General features: G+C 61.9%; 19 protein-coding genes and 1 other RNA gene. 11 read left to right on the forward strand and 9 right to left on the reverse strand.

Annotation, left to right across the window (positions count from 1 at the left end; translation table 11 throughout):
• Window positions 1–283: 283 nt before the first annotated feature.
• A complete protein-coding gene (locus tag ACR0LD_RS08715; RefSeq protein WP_480636496.1) occupies window positions 284–1,240 on the forward strand; it encodes an NADPH:quinone oxidoreductase family protein in 957 nt (318 codons plus the stop codon).
• Between the two features lie 5 nt (window positions 1,241–1,245).
• Here ACR0LD_RS08715 and ACR0LD_RS08720 read toward each other — a convergent pair whose 3' ends face one another.
• Entirely contained in the window at window positions 1,246–2,127 is an 882-nt protein-coding gene (locus tag ACR0LD_RS08720) for a LysR family transcriptional regulator (RefSeq protein WP_093965049.1), read from the reverse strand.
• 127 nt (window positions 2,128–2,254) lie between these two features.
• Here ACR0LD_RS08720 and ACR0LD_RS08725 point away from each other — a divergent pair, with 127 nt between their 5' ends.
• A complete protein-coding gene (locus ACR0LD_RS08725; protein WP_170340757.1) occupies window positions 2,255–2,470 on the forward strand; it encodes a DUF1127 domain-containing protein in 216 nt (71 codons plus the stop codon).
• A gap of 173 nt (window positions 2,471–2,643) precedes the next feature.
• Window positions 2,644–3,381, forward strand: coding sequence for a Bax inhibitor-1/YccA family protein (locus tag ACR0LD_RS08730; protein WP_170340154.1), 738 nt, complete (start codon window positions 2,644–2,646; stop codon window positions 3,379–3,381).
• Between the two features lie 139 nt (window positions 3,382–3,520).
• Here ACR0LD_RS08730 and ACR0LD_RS08735 read toward each other — a convergent pair whose 3' ends face one another.
• Window positions 3,521–4,027: a lipoprotein gene (locus tag ACR0LD_RS08735; protein WP_170340151.1), complete on the reverse strand. Its 507-nt coding sequence runs from the start codon at window positions 4,025–4,027 to the stop codon at window positions 3,521–3,523.
• Between the two features lie 219 nt (window positions 4,028–4,246).
• The gene (gene rpmG / locus ACR0LD_RS08740; protein ID WP_007799108.1) at window positions 4,247–4,414 is read right to left on the reverse strand and encodes a 50S ribosomal protein L33; all 168 of its coding nucleotides are present in this window, start codon (window positions 4,412–4,414) and stop codon (window positions 4,247–4,249) included.
• 292 nt (window positions 4,415–4,706) lie between these two features.
• Between rpmG and ACR0LD_RS08745 the strand changes: the two genes are divergently transcribed.
• From ACR0LD_RS08745 to ACR0LD_RS08755, 3 genes are all read left to right on the forward strand, one after another.
• On the forward strand, window positions 4,707–5,342 hold the full coding sequence (locus ACR0LD_RS08745) for a DUF1326 domain-containing protein (protein ID WP_149774645.1): 636 nt from the start codon (window positions 4,707–4,709) through the stop codon (window positions 5,340–5,342).
• Window positions 5,329–6,183 (forward strand): DUF2182 domain-containing protein, encoded by an 855-nt coding sequence (locus tag ACR0LD_RS08750; protein WP_480636498.1) that lies wholly within the window; start codon window positions 5,329–5,331, stop codon window positions 6,181–6,183. Before ACR0LD_RS08745 ends, ACR0LD_RS08750 begins: the two co-directional genes overlap by 14 nt.
• 77 nt (window positions 6,184–6,260) lie before the next feature.
• Window positions 6,261–6,593, forward strand: a complete 333-nt coding sequence (locus ACR0LD_RS08755) for a GYD domain-containing protein (protein ID WP_480636500.1) — start codon at window positions 6,261–6,263, stop codon at window positions 6,591–6,593.
• 7 nt (window positions 6,594–6,600) lie between these two features.
• Here ACR0LD_RS08755 and rnpB read toward each other — a convergent pair.
• The 5 genes from rnpB to gatC all read right to left on the reverse strand — a co-directional run bounded on the left by rnpB (window position 6,601) and on the right by gatC (window position 10,252).
• Window positions 6,601–7,016: RNase P RNA component class A (gene rnpB / locus ACR0LD_RS08760), an RNA gene on the reverse strand.
• Window positions 7,017–7,028: 12 nt separating this feature from the next.
• Entirely contained in the window at window positions 7,029–7,796 is a 768-nt protein-coding gene (locus ACR0LD_RS08765; RefSeq protein WP_170357210.1) for an N-acetylmuramoyl-L-alanine amidase, read from the reverse strand.
• Window positions 7,735–8,433 (reverse strand): hypothetical protein, encoded by a 699-nt coding sequence (locus tag ACR0LD_RS08770; RefSeq protein WP_093964748.1) that lies wholly within the window; start codon window positions 8,431–8,433, stop codon window positions 7,735–7,737. The genes ACR0LD_RS08765 and ACR0LD_RS08770 overlap by 62 nt, the downstream gene beginning before the upstream one ends.
• A 40-nt stretch (window positions 8,434–8,473) precedes the next feature.
• On the reverse strand, window positions 8,474–9,961 hold the full coding sequence (gatA, locus tag ACR0LD_RS08775; RefSeq protein WP_480636502.1) for an Asp-tRNA(Asn)/Glu-tRNA(Gln) amidotransferase subunit GatA: 1,488 nt from the start codon (window positions 9,959–9,961) through the stop codon (window positions 8,474–8,476).
• Between the two features lie 3 nt (window positions 9,962–9,964).
• Window positions 9,965–10,252, reverse strand: coding sequence for an Asp-tRNA(Asn)/Glu-tRNA(Gln) amidotransferase subunit GatC (gene gatC / locus ACR0LD_RS08780; RefSeq protein ID WP_005981734.1), 288 nt, complete (start codon window positions 10,250–10,252; stop codon window positions 9,965–9,967).
• 227 nt (window positions 10,253–10,479) lie between these two features.
• Between gatC and ACR0LD_RS08785 the strand changes: the two genes are divergently transcribed.
• The 3 genes from ACR0LD_RS08785 to ACR0LD_RS08795 all read left to right on the forward strand — a co-directional run bounded on the left by ACR0LD_RS08785 (window position 10,480) and on the right by ACR0LD_RS08795 (window position 12,171).
• Window positions 10,480–10,641 (forward strand): hypothetical protein, encoded by a 162-nt coding sequence (locus tag ACR0LD_RS08785; RefSeq protein ID WP_170340142.1) that lies wholly within the window; start codon window positions 10,480–10,482, stop codon window positions 10,639–10,641.
• A gap of 201 nt (window positions 10,642–10,842) precedes the next feature.
• A complete protein-coding gene (locus tag ACR0LD_RS08790; protein ID WP_480636504.1) occupies window positions 10,843–11,406 on the forward strand; it encodes a DUF4202 domain-containing protein in 564 nt (187 codons plus the stop codon).
• Between the two features lie 6 nt (window positions 11,407–11,412).
• Complete coding sequence (locus tag ACR0LD_RS08795; protein WP_480636506.1) at window positions 11,413–12,171, forward strand: class I SAM-dependent methyltransferase; 759 nt, start codon at window positions 11,413–11,415, stop codon at window positions 12,169–12,171.
• Here ACR0LD_RS08795 and ACR0LD_RS08800 read toward each other — a convergent pair.
• Entirely contained in the window at window positions 12,131–12,817 is a 687-nt protein-coding gene (locus ACR0LD_RS08800) for a ceramidase domain-containing protein (RefSeq protein ID WP_170365592.1), read from the reverse strand. The genes ACR0LD_RS08795 and ACR0LD_RS08800 overlap by 41 nt on opposite strands.
• 57 nt (window positions 12,818–12,874) lie before the next feature.
• On the opposite strand from ACR0LD_RS08800, the gene ACR0LD_RS08805 reads away from it, so the two are divergent.
• Both ACR0LD_RS08805 and ACR0LD_RS08810 read left to right on the forward strand, forming a co-directional pair.
• Window positions 12,875–13,567 (forward strand): metal-dependent hydrolase, encoded by a 693-nt coding sequence (locus tag ACR0LD_RS08805; protein ID WP_480636508.1) that lies wholly within the window; start codon window positions 12,875–12,877, stop codon window positions 13,565–13,567.
• Window positions 13,564–14,742, forward strand: a complete 1,179-nt coding sequence (locus ACR0LD_RS08810; RefSeq protein ID WP_480636510.1) for a M24 family metallopeptidase — start codon at window positions 13,564–13,566, stop codon at window positions 14,740–14,742. The genes ACR0LD_RS08805 and ACR0LD_RS08810 overlap by 4 nt, the downstream gene beginning before the upstream one ends.
• Window positions 14,743–14,746 lie beyond the last annotated feature (4 nt).

The raw sequence follows: 14,746 nt of genomic DNA on the forward strand, positions 1-14,746 counted from the left end.
CACACAACCGCCCGGGAAAACGCTAACTGAACCATGACCGCACACTAGCGAGACGCTTGTAAAGAACTCTCTAATACGGAACGTGCCCCCCGAAACAGCACTGACAAGCAATATTGCCGCTTTTTGGAAAATTTTCAAGATGGTTGAATCTGCGCGCCTGAAGGAAGGTTTACGGTTGTGCACGATTTGGCCTGTGCGACAAAGACGCCCCGGCCATTCCCTTCCGGAATGATTGACAAGTCAGGGGCGGCCCCGATCAATGGCACCAACATGGAGATTTGAGATGCTGGCCTACCAGATCCAGTCTGCCGGAGAGCAGGCCAAATTGCGCGAGATACCCGTTCCTGCACCCGCCGAAGGCCAGATCCGCGTGGCCATTCGCGCCTGCGGGCTGAACTTTGCCGATCTTCTGATGCAGAAGGGCACGTATCAGGATACGCCAGCGGCCCCTTTCACATTGGGGCTTGAGGTTGCGGGGGTCGTAGACGCGATCGGCGCAGGGGTCAGCCATCTGAAGCCCGGAGACCGGGTCGCGGTATACTCAGGCCAGGGTGGATTGGCGCAATACGGGGTTTTTGACGCCGACCGCGCCGTGCTCATGCCCCAGTCGTGCAGCTTTGAAGACGCGGCAGCCATCCAGATCGCCTACGGCACCAGCCATATGGCGCTGGACCATCGGGCGCGACTGCAGCCGGGCGAGACCCTCTTGGTGACCGGTGCCGCTGGCGGGGTCGGGCTGACGGCGGTCGAGATTGGCAAGCTTATGGGCGCGACGGTGATCGCACAGGCCCGGGGCGCCGATAAACTGGCGGTCGCCCGCGCGGCCGGGGCCGATCACCTGATCGACGCGGACGAAGATCTGCGCGAGCGCGTGCTGGCATTGGGCGGCGCAGACGTTGTCTATGACGCCATCGGTGGCGATGTATTCAAGGCTGCCTTCCGGGCGACCAATCCCGAAGGCCGCCTGCTGCCGATAGGTTTTGCCGGCGGCGAAGTCCCGCAGATACCGGCCAATCACTTGCTGGTGAAGAACCTGACCGTGATCGGGTTCTACATCGGTGGCTATCTGAGGTTCCGGCCCGAGGTCGTTCGCACCAGCTTTGAGACCCTCTTCGTCTGGCATGCCGAGGGACGCATCCGGCCCCATATCAGCCATACCCTGCCGTTGTCCGAAGTGGCGCAGGGCATGGCTATGCTCAAGGAACGAAAGTCGACCGGGAAAGTCGTCATCACGATCTGACCGGATCAGCCCACCACGGCGCGCAGCGGTGTTCCGCCAAGCATGTGGAAGTTCTGCCGCACCAGCGCGGCGAGGGCCTCAACCACTTCGCCGCGCCCCTGATCGCCTCCGTAAAGGTTGATCATATGCGCCGGCAATTCGGGCAGAACCCCACCTGAATCGATCTTCTCCAGATGTGCCGCCTCGGTCCCCTCAAGCATGGCGTGGACGGCGAGGTCCGCGCTGACGGTTGCCTCGATCGTGCGGTCGTTCTCGGTTTCGACCGACAGCTCCCATGGAATGCCTGCTGCATCCAAGGCGGCAATGACCTGAGGCCGGAAAAGGCAGCGCCGACCCAGCGCCAAAGGAAGCGGCCGGCGCCGCCAAGCCGAGCCTCCTGACGCGCCGATCCAGCGCAGGGGTAGCTCTGCAATGGTTTCCCCGCCATCCGAGTTCGCAGCCTCAGTCGTCAGGATCACGTCGCATTCGCCACGCCGAAACATCTCTTTCAACTGGATTGAATAGGATGAAACCAACTGCACCCGCACGCGCGGGAAGTCGGCATTGAACCGCTGCAGAACCCGTGGAATAGCCGGGTAGACGATATCGTGCGGCACCCCGAGCACCACCTCGCCTTCAAAGGCCTGATCGGTCAGTTTCGAGATGACCTCGTCATTCAACGCCACCATTCGCCGGGCATAAGCCAACAGCTGTTCGCCAGAGGCCGTCAACGCGATGGTCCGCCCAGACCGGTCCAGCAATTCCAGGCCCAACAGCTCTTCCAGACGCTTCAGCTGCATGGACACAGCCGACTGTGTCAGATGCAGGAAACCGGCGGCGCGCGTCACGCCCCCGTGGTCCGCGACCGCCACGAATGAGCGCAGGGTGGTGATGTCCAGGTTCCGCATCATCAACAATCCTTATGGATCAATTCAAAAACATTCATTTTCAAAATATGCCACAACCGGCCATATAGTTCAAGGAAGTTGATGCGAAAACAGCTTTACATCACCGACCGATGAAAGGACACAAGTCATGACCCAAATTGCAGCACACCGACCCTGTGCCTCGGCATCGATCAGAACGGGCAATTGGTTTCAGCGTATGCTTGCGGCCGCTCATCAACGGCGGGAGCTGGCTCGGCTGGATGACCGCGCCCTGCAAGACATCGGGATCACCCGATCAGAGGCCCTGACAGAAGCATCCCGCCCGTTCTGGGACGCGCCCGAAACCTGGCGCAAGCGGCCCTGAATGCGCAACCTGGAACGGATTTCAGCGCCACCTTCCAAAGCGGCGCTGAAATTGTTGACCATATTGCTGAGTTTTGGCCCCAAAACCCTTGAAACATGCGCTACACTCTCCGATATTTGCAGGGAAATCGCCCCGCAACCGGGGGCTGAAAGCTGAATCCAAGGGAGACCTCTATGGCACAATTCGATACGATCCGGACGGCGACTGGCGCGCGCGCTGCCGAGATTGACGAGGGCCTGCGCGCCCACATGAACAAGGTCTACGGCACGATGTCCGTGGGCATGCTGATCACCTTTGCGGTTGCATGGGCCGTCGGCACCAGCCCGCAGCTGCTGTCGGTATTCCGCGATCCGGTGACCCTCAGCCCGAACATTCTGGGCTGGATCGTCATGTTCGCCCCGCTGATCATGGTGTTTGCCTTCGGCGCGGCCATCAACCGCCTCAGCGCAGCTGGCGCCCAATTGTTCTTCTACGCCTTTGCGGCGGTGATGGGCCTGTCGCTCAGCTGGATCTTCGTGGCCTTTACCGGCATTTCGATCGCCCAGGTCTTTCTGGTGACCTCGATCGCCTTCGCCGGTCTGTCACTGTACGGTTACGTCACCAAGAAGGACCTGTCCGGTATGGGCACCTTCCTGATGATGGGTGTGATCGGCCTGATTGTGGCCATGGTCATCAACCTGTTCCTGCAATCGCCAGCCATCATGTTCGCCGTGTCGATCCTGGGCGTTCTGATTTTTGCGGGCCTCACCGCCTATGACACCCAGAAGATCAAGACCACCTACATCCAGATGGCCCATGCGGGCGATCAGGAGTGGCTGGGCAAAGCCGCCATCATGGGTGCGCTGAACCTGTACCTGGACTTCATCAACATGTTCATGTTCCTGCTGCAGCTGCTCGGCAATCGCGAGTAAGACTGCCGGAACACCAAATCAAAGGGCGGGCCCGAAAGGCCCGCCCTTTTTTGTTCCGGCGTCAGCAAAGCCAGCCCAAAGAAAAAGGCCCCAGCCAAATGGCAAGGGCCTTACATCATTGTAATCGCAACGGATCCGATCAGCTGCAGTTCAGCGGAACCGCGAAACCCGAGCTGCGCGACGACCCGCCCTTGCGGTATACGTCGCCGGCAGGCAGACAGCCGGTAAAGCGCTCGGTCTGGCTGCCGAACGCGGCCCCAACCGAGTTGTCCACCTTGGTGCTGTTGTTTTCGGTGCGCAACACGCCGAACAGGGTTCCGTTCACGCTCACCGTGCTCAGGAACATGGTGCTGCTGCTGCCGGTCAACTGTACGGCCGTGGTGTCGGACCGTCCGCCATTGTCGATGGCAACGCCCGCGACCTTGTCGAATTCTGTCTTGTCAGTGCTGGCCTGAATGGTCGGCAATTCAGCCAACTCAGCTGGGACGTTCGTCGCAGGCGGAACAAAGGCAACGGCGCCTTTGACGTCCGAAACGGTTCTTGGTTCGCCATCAATGCCGGTGAACCCGACGCCTTGGCGGTTGAACGGGTCCTCACAGGCCGAAAGTGTCAGAATGGCGATTGCGGGCAACAAGATTTTTTTCATGGCGCTCAACATTTTGTGGCGGTTTGCTGAACCGTACTGGCAGGCGGGGCAAAAAAGCAAGCCAACACCAATCAGAATACCTGTCGGCCTGATGCGCCTCTGCAACGGCCCTAAACGGCCGGATCGGGCGGCGTCAGGGCTACACGACACGGTCAAAACAACGAAAAAGGGTCCTGCCGAAGCAGAACCCCCTAAGCTTTCGCGTCGAAAAAAGGCAGATTACTTGATCTTGCCTTCCTTGTACTCGACATGCTTCCGAACGACCGGGTCGTACTTACGAACGGTCATTTTCTCGGTCATGGTGCGAGCGTTCTTTTTGGTCACGTAGAAGTGGCCCGTGCCCGCGGTCGAGTTCAGACGGATCTTGATTGTCGTCGGCTTCGCCATGGTTATCTCCTGCGTCCGGAAAGGCAGGGGCCTTTCGGTTGAATTCCTATGAGCGTGCGCTTTTACCCGGTCGCGCGCCCGAGTCAACCGGAATCGGCGGTGTTTCAACACAAATCACAGTATCCGACACACAGTGGATCAGCGCCCGGTTTGGACAGGTCACGGTTTCGTGATATGATCGCGTCACAGCATCCCAGAACGCCGCGGTCCAAGGTTGTGCGGCGTGAGGCAGCGAAACCGGGCAAGACCCTCTGTCAGCAGAGTTTTCTTGTACGTCTGCTTGGGGGAAATCATGACAGAATGGAAACTTCAGGGCGAGACTCTGGCCAATTGCAACTGTGATTTCGGTTGCCCCTGCCAGTTCAGCAGCCTGCCCAGTCACGGGAATTGCGAGGCCGTGGTCGTCTTTGACATCACAAGCGGCCACTACGGGGACACGGATCTTTCCGGCCTGCGGGCTGCGGGTGTCTACCACTGGCCAGGCCCGATTCACGAGGGCAACGGGCAGATGCAACTGATCATCGACGAACGGGCGGACGCCGATCAGCGGGCCGCCCTGCAGGCCATCATGTCCGGTGAGGACACCGATGAAATGGCCACCATGTGGTATGTCTACAGCGCCATGGCGCCGACCAAGCATGAGACACTGTTTGCTGAAATCGACGTGAACTGGAGCCGCGAAGACCGGACCGGCTACGCGAAGGTCAAGAACGTGTTCGATGTGGACGTCAAGCCGATCGCACATATCGTCTCGGGCCAACCGCATCGCGCGTCGATCCAGTTGCCGCATGGATTCGAATACCGCCACGCCGAGGTCGCCTCGGGAACGGCCAGGACAAGCGGTTCAGCCATAGACCTGACCTTCGAGTCCTCACATGCCCATCTGGCGCATTTAAATATCTCAGGTCATGGCGTTGTCGGGCCATAGCGCGGACGCGTCGGAACAGGCCCGCCCTGCCCGAACGATCAGCCTCGAGCGAGTGCTGCAAAAAGAACGTCTGATCGTCGCTGGAAGCGTCCTTCTGATCGTTTCGGGTGCGGTCTGGTACACGGTCGCCGGTGTCGGGATGCAGATGTCGGCCGTCGAGATGACCCGAATGGCCGGTCCAATTGGCCAGCCCATGTCGATGGGGGCCGGTGCCGTCTGGACGCTTTGGTACGCCGCATTGGTCTTTGCCATGTGGTGGGTGATGATGGTCGCGATGATGACGCCCAGCGCGGCCCCGACAGCGCTGTTGTTTGTGGCGTTGAAACGGGTTGGGCCCGACAGGCAGCGCAGCGCCAGCTTCGGATTGGCCTTTCTGTCGGGGTATCTTTTTGCCTGGGCCGTGTTCAGCCTTGGGGCAACCGGACTGCAATGGGGCCTGCAACAGATCGGAGCGATGGATGGCCCGATGATGACCATCCGGTCCGGAATCTTGGCGGGCATCGTTCTCTGTGCTGCCGGGATGTATCAGTTCAGCGGGTTGAAATCCGCGTGCCTCCGCCATTGTCAGAGCCCGGCTGCCTTTCTGACCCGCCACAACCGGCCCGGGCATTGGGGTGCGTTTCGATGCGGCGCCCTGCACGGAGCCTACTGCTTGGGCTGCTGCTGGGCCTTGATGGCACTGCTGTTCGTCGGCGGCATCATGAACCTTTGGTGGATCGTCGCAATCGCCGTCTACGTCGCGCTGGAAAAGCTGTTGCCCCGGGCGGGATGGCTGACGCCGGTCGTCGGTGTCGTTTTGATCGGATTGGGAGCCTGGGTGTCGATCACCGCATTGGTTTGATGCGGCAAGCCTGTCTTCCGGGCCAAGGAGCCGGCCAATTGGAGCGCTCTGCACATTTCGTTCACGAGGAGATCGTCATGCCTGTCTTCGTCACTTATGCCTCTTATTCCAACGCCGGTGTCAAAGGGATGCTGAAGAAACCGGAAAACCGCACCGGGCCGGTGGCGGCGCTGCTGGAGAAGGTTGGCGGCAAACTGCTGGCGTTCTACGTGACGACCGGAAGCAATGACGTGGTGGTCATCAGCGAAGCTCCGGACGGAACGGATGCCGTGGCCGTTGGTATGGCCGTTGCGGCTTCGGGGGCGGTTTCGCGTGTCGAAACGGTTCGGGCCTGGTCGGCCGACGAATTTGTTGCCATCACCGAGAAAGCCTCGAAACTGGTCGCGGCCTACACACCGCCCGGAGGATGAAGAAAATACGCGCGGAGGGCCTGTAAGCCGGATCCTGTTCCGGGGTTGCCCCCTTCGATGACCATTCCTCTAGGCCGAGCATTGCTGCGCGGCTCGAGCTGCCAACCCGGTCCCTCTCGGCCAAGGCGAGCCTAGCGGCGGTATCGGCTGACGCCGACCGGCCCGCGCGGGGACCCTATTCGGCATTGCTCCCGGTGGGGCTTGCCGTGCCGCCGCTGTTGCCAGCGGCGCGGTGGGCTCTTACTCCACCGTTTCACCCTTGCCATGATGTGCCGGAGGCGAACCTCCGATCCGTCATGGCGGTCTGTTTTCTGTGGCGCTTTCCGTCGGGTTTCCCCGCCCGGGCGTTACCCGGCACCGTTGCCTTGTGGAGTCCGGACTTTCCTCTCGGGCCTGAGCCCCAGCGGCCATCCGGCCCTCCGCGCGGTTGTCGGGTTAAACGTCCACCCGAATACCGTCAAGGTGTTCCATCAAACCAGCCAGTCGTTCGATGTCGCCCATATCCTTCTTGGACAGGGGCCCGCGCCGCCACGGGGCAAACCGGCTTCGGAACGCTTTCAGCAGATCCGCAGCAGGGGCTTTGGGGTACCCGGCCCTCTTGGCAACCAATGCAAAGTATTGGTCGTCTGGCGGCAATTCATCAAGGCATATACCCTTCAGAACGGCCGGCCCCGCTGCCATTTTTTGTTGCGCGAGACGATCCCAATCAAACTTGGGACCGGGATCAAGCTTTCGCTCGGGGGCCATGTCCGAATGGGCGATAACGTTCCAGGGCTTGATCCCCAACCGCTCTTGCAGATGTGAAAGCAGGTTTTCCAATACCGCCATCTGCGGTTCAGAGAAAGGATGATCGCCGCGATTGTCGAGTTCGATCCCGATGGAGCGGGAATTGATGTCGCTGAACCCCCGCCACGCACCTGCACCGGCGTGCCAGGCACGATCTTCCTCACGGACCATCTGCCAGAGCGTTCCGTCGCAGCCGATCAGATAGTGGGCCGATACCTCGGTGGCCGGGTCGCACAAACGCTCGAGCGCGGCTTGAGCGCTGTTCATCGCGGTGTAGTGAAGCACCACCAGCGACGGCTTCAACCCATCCCGGCGGGGGCCGAAATTGGGGGATGGGTGCCAGATCGGCGAGAGCTCAGTTGCCGACGGCACTGCGGAACGGGCTGGGGTCCCAGCCGCAGGCAAATCCGTCGCCATCCGGGTCCAGGCCCTTGCGGTCGCGCTGGGGGCCACCATTGGCCAGGAAATCGATCTGTGCCTGGTCAGGCGATGCGTATCCCGCGCAGTTGCGTTGTGCCTTGGCCTGCAAATTGAACCCGGCTCGGCTGTAGAGCTGTGTGCCAACCGGATTGGTCGTGGTCAGAGCATATTGGACGATATTGGGCTGTCCGTCCGACCCGCGCTGAGGAACCGCCGTCGGCGCGACAACCTCGTATGTCTGACGGTTCTGCTGAATCAGCGCGGCATCATCCTGGATGCTGCGGCTGCTTGAAACCGCTGCGAAATCCTGCTCGTTCGAAATGCCGTTTGAGCTTACGGCCACCGGTGCAGTCGGCTGCGCCGATGTGCTCGCCAATGCCGCCGCGGTCTGGTTGGCAATGTCCGTGGCGCTGTCGCCCGTCGTGAAGGGGGCAGGACCGGCTTCGGCATTCAACTGCTCCTGCGAAATGGCCGGGGGCGGCAGCAGCGGGTTGCCTGCTGCGCCCTGCCCGGCCAGCTGCGCCTCGCGTTCGGCCTGATACTGCGGCGTGTTGAAGCCGGAGTCCGTGACTGGCGCCACGGTATCGCAAGCCGCGACGAACCCGAAGGCCGGAATGAGAAGCATTTTGCGCATGGAACTGCTCCGTCCTCGCGTTGTTACCGCTGCCTGAGGGTTACCACCATTTGCCCGGCTTGGCCACAAACCCGGCGGCATTCTCAAGCGCGTAGGCGGTATTCAGAAGGTCACCTTCTTCCCACGGGCGACCGATCAGCTGCAGCCCCAGTGGCAAGCCCTGCCCGTTAAGACCGGCGGGCACCGAGATACCCGGAAGACCCGCGAGGTTGACGGTCACGGTGAACACGTCGTTCAGATACATCTGCACCGGGTCGGCCTCGGTCATTTCGCCCAGACCGAACGCCGCCGAAGGTGTCGCCGGTGTCAGGATCGCATCGACGCCTGCGGCAAAGACATCCTCGAAGTCTTTCTTGATCAGGGTCCGCACCTTGCGGGCGCGGTTGTAGTAGGCGTCGTAGAAACCGGCTGACAGCACGTAAGTGCCGACCATGACGCGGCGCTGCACCTCGTGGCCAAAGCCCTCGGCCCGGGTTTTTTCATACATCTCGGTGATGCCGTCGCCCTGCGCCAGCTGCGCACGGCGGCCATAGCGCACGCCGTCATAGCGCGCCAGGTTCGACGACGCCTCGGCCGGCGCGATTACATAGTAGGCCGGAAGCGCGTATTTGGTGTGCGGCAGCGAGATGTCGACGATCTCGGCCCCTGCGTCGCGCAGCATCTCGGCGCCGTCGGCCCAGAGCTTTTCGATCTCGGCGGGCATACCATCCATCCGGTATTCCTTTGGAATGCCGATTTTCTTGCCCTTGATGTCGCTGGTCAGCATGGCCTCAAAATTCGGAACAGCCAGCTCGGCGCTGGTCGAGTCCTTCGGATCGTGCCCGCACATCGCCTCAAGCATGATGGCTGCGTCGCGCACGTTCTTGGTCATCGGCCCGGCCTGATCCAGCGAGGACGCAAAGGCCACGATGCCCCAGCGCGAGCAACGGCCATAGGTCGGCTTGATGCCGGTGATTCCGGTAAAGGCGGCGGGCTGCCGGATCGAGCCACCGGTGTCGGTGCCGGTCGCTGCCAGGCACAGATCGGCTGCGACGGCAGACGCCGAACCACCCGAGGAACCGCCCGGGGTCAGCTGCGCGTCATCATTGCCGCGCCGCCAAGGGTTCACCGCATTGCCATAGACCGAGGTTTCGTTCGACGAACCCATGGCGAACTCGTCCATGTTCAGCTTGCCCAGCATCACCGCGCCCGCATCGGCCAGTTGCTGCGAGACCGTGGATTCGTATTCGGGCTTGAACCCGTCCAGAATCTTGGACGCAGCCTGCGAGGGCACGCCCTTGGTGCAGAACAGATCCTTGATGCCGATCGGCAGGCCACACATGGCAGGCGCGTCGCCCGCCTTGATGCGCTCGTCTGCGGCCTTCGCACGCTCCAGCGCGATTTCCGGGGTCTTGTGCACGAAGGCATTGAGCGCATCGGCTGCGTCGATCGCCTTCAGGCAGGCCTCGGTCAGCTCGACCGAGGTCACATCTCCGTTGCGCAGGGCATCGCGGGCCTCGGCAAGGCTCAGTTTGTTCAGATCGGACATGTCTTACTCCACCACCTTGGGAACCGCGAAAAAGCCTTCGCGCGCGTCGGGAGCATTGGACAGGATCTTGTCCTGCATGTTCCCGTCGGTCACCACGTCCTCGCGCCGCTTCAGCCGCATCGGGGTCACCGAGACCATCGGCTCGACCCCTTCGACGTCAACTTCGTTCAGCTGTTCGATGAACCCCAGGATCGTATTGAATTCCGAGGCCAGCGCGGGCAACGCGTCATCCTCGACCTTGATCCGGGCCAGTTTGGCCACCTTGGCGGCGGTGCTTTGGTCAATCGACATGGGAAACCTCATATGCGTTACAGGGGCATTTACCCGTCTGATGCAGCAGTCGCAAGACCACTGAGCCACAGCGATTTGTCCAAAGTCCACGCGGTTGCCGACAAGCCAAACAATTTTGAATACCCGCTATGCAAAAAAGTGAACGAATTAGTTCACTTTGATGATTGAAGCCGGCGCAAAAAGTTACTTTATGAACTGAACGAAACCGTTCAGTCCGGAGAATAATCATGAAACGCATGTTGATTGCTGTGTCCGTTGTTCTGACAACCGCTGCCGCACCGGCGCTCGCGCTGGGGGTTCCCATGGGCGACCTGACACCGACGCTGACCTTCCCCGATCAGCACCCCTCGGACCAGGTGAGCCAGGAGAAATCTTCGCTCCGCAACTAACCGTACCGCTTCCCTGTTGGATCGGGCCGGTTCTCCCCCCTTTTTCCGCCCCGATCCTGCACCTGCCCTCGTGGCGCCGCCGGCCCTGAATGGGTCGGCGCTTTTTTGTTGAAGCACGGTGCTCTATCGTTCATTCACTCAAGAGTTTCAGGTCAGCATGACCGAATGTCCCGAGGTGCCGTTGCCAAAGCAGGAGATGCCATGACAGAGCGCAAGCAGAAGGTTCTGGATGCAATTGATACGGCCAATTCGGCCGATCCCACCCAGGAAGACGGCCGCCCCGCCGCGCTGCTTTATGGCGAACGGATGAGCGCTGAGTTGGATCGACTGTTCCCCGACGCCTCCGAGCCGTTGCAGATCGCCGCCCGAGGCCAGCATGTCGAGCGCTGGAAGCTGGCCCGCTCGGAATACCCTGAAGGGCGCGCGGGTTATCTGGCCTGGCGCAAGGCCCAGGCCGAGCATCACGCGCAGGTCGTGGCCGAGTTGATGTCCGAGGCCGGTTACGATCAGGCCGAGATCGACGCCGCCCGTCGCATGTTGCGCAAACAGGGCATCAAGCGCGACAACGACGTTCAGGCGCTGGAAGACGTGATCTGCTTTGTCTTTCTGAAATGGTATTTTGCGCCCTTCGCCACGAAACACTCGGACGAAAAGGTCCAGCGCATCGTCGAAAAGACCGCCCGCAAGATGTCGGCCGAGGCGCGCCGACGCGTGCTGGACGAGTTCGACCTGCCCGAAGACCTGGCCAGCGCCTTCAAGGATTGACGGGTCATGACTGATGACATGCAGCTGTTGATCGACCTGCACCTGCCCAACGACCGGCAAGGCCCCGGCAGCGACGCGGCAACGCAACTGGCGCTGACGCTGGCGGGCGTACAAGCCGATCCCGGACTGAAGGTCGCCGACATTGGCTGCGGAACCGGCGCTGCGGCCTTTTGCCTTGCGCGCCATCTCGGCGCATCGGTGACGGCGGTGGATTTCCTGCCGGAGTTTCTGACCGAGTTGAACAGACGCGCGCAGGGCTTGGGTCTGGCGGCCCGGGTTCAGACGCTTGAGGCGTCGATGGAGGACCTGCCCTTCGACGATGCCAGCCTTGACGTGATCTGGTCGGAAGGCGCGATCTACAACATGGGGTTCGAGAACGGCCTGAACGCCTGGCGTTGGTTCCTGAAACCAGGCGGGGTCCTGGCTGTGTCCGAGCTGACCTGGCTGACCGATCGACGCCCCGAACCGCTGACAAGGCACTGGGATGCCGCCTATCCCGAAGTTGCAACCGCCGGAGAGAAGATCCGCCAGATCGAGACCGCTGGCTATGAACCAGTCGGCTATTTCCCGCTGGGCACCGACTGCTGGATGGAGAACTACTACCTCCCCCTTCAACGCAGCTTCCCTGCCTTCCTCGACCGGCATGGCCATTCCGAGCAGGCCAAGGCGCTTGTCGATTCCGAACAGGCCGAGATCGCATTGTATGAAACCTATTCCGACTTTGTCAGCTATGGGTTTTATCTGGCGCGGCGTCTGCCGGACTGACCGCATCCGTCATGGCCCGGCGATAAACCTCGATCATCCAGCCCAGCATGGTGGCGTTCAGGATGTGCCACATGAAATGCGTTCCCATCGGGATGCGGGCGCAAAGCGGAGCATCGAGCGCACGGAAGGTGATCGACGCGATCAGGATCGCAGCCCCGACCGCCAGACCCCGGGCCACTTGCGGCCTGCGCACGCGCAAAAGATACGCATAGATCAGGATCAGCAACGGCACCGGAGCATAGGCGGCCGACCCGCCCAACCCGGGAACCAGCTGAAACGCCGGAATGGTCAGCGCCGCATAGGGAATGAACAAGGCCGTTAGCCCCGCCGCCTTCGGCGTGGATAGCTGCCAGATGTCCCGGTTCACCGCGAAGATATAGATCAGGATGAACAGCAAGATCGGCGTCGTATCCGCCAGCGCGGCCCAGACCTGCGCATGGGTATGAAACAGATAGCTGCCAATACCGATCACCGCCAGAATGGCGACCAGCAGGCGGGCCAAGGGCAGACCCTGCCCGTGCACCCGCCGCCACATCACCCATGCCGCCAGCAGAAAGGCCGCGTTGGTCACGGCGTTTACGGGTTCGGCCCAATAGGTCGGCGACAGGCGCTCGCAATAGCCGTCGATTTCTCGCATCCAGTCCATGGATTTTTACATAGCCGATGCTAGGCTGACCCTGAACCGGTTTCAGGAGGGTCTTTCATGAAAATCATCTGGTTGGGGCATGGCAGCTTCCGAATTCACGCGGCAGGACAGGTCCTGCTGATCGACCCCTGGCTCAGCGGCAACCCGATGCTGCCCGAGGATCAGCACGAGGCCGCCGTCCAGGGCGCCACGCATATCCTGCTGACCCACGCACATTTCGACCACGTTGCCGACGTTCTGCCGCTGGCCAAACGCCTGAACATTCCCGTCGTGGGCCAATACGACGTCATGGCGCATTGGGCCGAGGCCGAAGGGATCGAGACCATCGGCTTCAACAAGGGCGGCCGGGTCGATCTGAACGGGGTCAAGGTCGACATGGTGCCGGCCTCGCACAGCTCGACCTTTGCTACGCCCGACGGCCCGCGCGCCGGTGGGTCCGAGGTGGGGTTCATCCTGTCGGCCGATGGTCACACGGTCTATATCTCGGGCGACACCACGATCATGGCCGACATGGAGTGGATCGGCGACTATTACAAACCCGATATCGGCATCCTGTCGGCGGGCGGCTATTTCACGATGGACATGAAAGCCGCCGCCTATGCCTCCCGGCGGTATTTCGACTTCAAGACGGTGATCCCCTGCCACTATCGGACTTTCCCGATCCTGGAACAATCCGCCAAGGACTTGGCGGACGGGCTACCGGGCGTAACCGTCATCGAGCCGGAGGTCCTGCAGGAGATCGAGCTTTGACACCCGCGCTGGCCTTCTCGGCGGAAGAATACGCGGCGCGGCTGGCCAAGACCCGTTCCGCGATGGCCCAGCGGGGTGTCGAGACCCTGCTGGTTGCCGACCCGTCGAACATGGCCTGGCTGACGGGCTATGACGGCTGGAGCTTCTACGTCCCGCAGATGGTGATCGTCCCGCGCGACGGCGTGCCCCTGTGGTGGGGCCGGACGCAGGACAAGCCCGGCGCGGCGCAGACCACCTGGCTGGACCCCGCCGACCTGTTCGACTGGCCCGAAGAACATGTGCAGCACCCAGACCATCACCCGGTCGAGGCGCTGGCATCGCTGCTGCGCGCGCGCGGCTGGACGACCCATCTGGGTGTCGAGATGGACAATTATTACTACTCGGCCGCCAGCCACCGGATCCTTGAGACCGCGTTCGGCCGGGATGCGCTGATCGACTCGACCGGGTTGGTGAACTGGCAGCGCGCGGTCAAAAGCGAGGCCGAGATCGCCTTGATGCGCAAGGCCGGGCAGTTGACTGCGCATATGCACGCGGTGCTGCGCGACGGGTTCCGCGCCGGGATTCCCAAGAACGTGCTCGTGGCCGAGGTTCAGGCGGCGGGCATCGCCGGGCTTCCGGGTCTTGCGGGCGACTATCCCGCGATCGCGCCCATCGCGCCTTCGGGGGCCGAGGCCTCGGCCTCGCACATCACCTGGAACGACCGTCCGCTGACACCGGGCGAGGCGACCTATTTCGAAATCTCGGGCTGCCACCGCCGCTATCACTGCCCGGCCAGCCGCAGCCTGTTTCTGGGCGACCCGCCCGCCGATATCCGGCGCGCGGAAACCGCGATCCTCACCGCGATCGAGGACACGCTGGCCGCCGCCCGCCCCGGCGCCACCTGCGAAGAGGTTGCCGCCTGCGTCTATGACAGCTTTGCCCGGGCCGGCTATGTCAAAGGCAATCGCACGGGCTATCCGGTGGGCCTGAGCTATCCGCCCGATTGGGGCGAGCGCACCATGAGCCTGCGCCCGGGCGACAGCACCGTTCTGCAGGACAACATGACCTTTCACCTGATGCCGGGTCTGTGGACCCCCGACTGGGGGCTGGCCATCACCGAAACCTTCGTGGTCACGCCGACGGGCGGGCAACCCTTGGCCGACATTCCCCGCGAACTGGTCGTGAAACCGGCCTGAGCGC

The sequence above is a fragment of the Ruegeria sp. BF8 genome (assembly GCF_056538625.1).